Genomic DNA, 282 nt, shown 5'->3' on the forward strand with positions numbered 1-282 from the left:
AGCTGCTGGAGGTGGGTGATTTCCTGAAGAAATTGCCGAAGCCTTACGTGATGCTGTTTGACCTGCACGGCATGGACGAACGTCTGCGCACGCACCGCGATGGCCTGCCCGCCGCGGATTTTTCCGTTTTCTACCACCTGATCTCAGTAGACCGCAACCGCGATATCATGCTCAAGGTGGCGTTGTCTGAAAACGATCTGCATCTGCCGACCTTCACCAACCTGTTCCCTAACGCCAACTGGTATGAGCGTGAAACCTGGGAAATGTTTGGCGTGACCTTCG

Annotated in this window: 1 protein-coding gene; it reads left to right on the plus strand. The window is 55.0% G+C overall.

Going from position 1 to position 282, the window contains the following annotated elements; translation table 11 throughout:
• Nucleotides 1–282 (plus strand): NADH-quinone oxidoreductase subunit C (locus QP437_RS09995; RefSeq protein ID WP_285267731.1); only part of this gene is annotated, 282 nt, incomplete at both ends.

It is taken from the genome of Haemophilus sp. UMB1048, from assembly GCF_030218125.1.
In the GTDB taxonomy this organism is placed as follows: domain Bacteria; phylum Pseudomonadota; class Gammaproteobacteria; order Enterobacterales; family Pasteurellaceae; genus Haemophilus_D.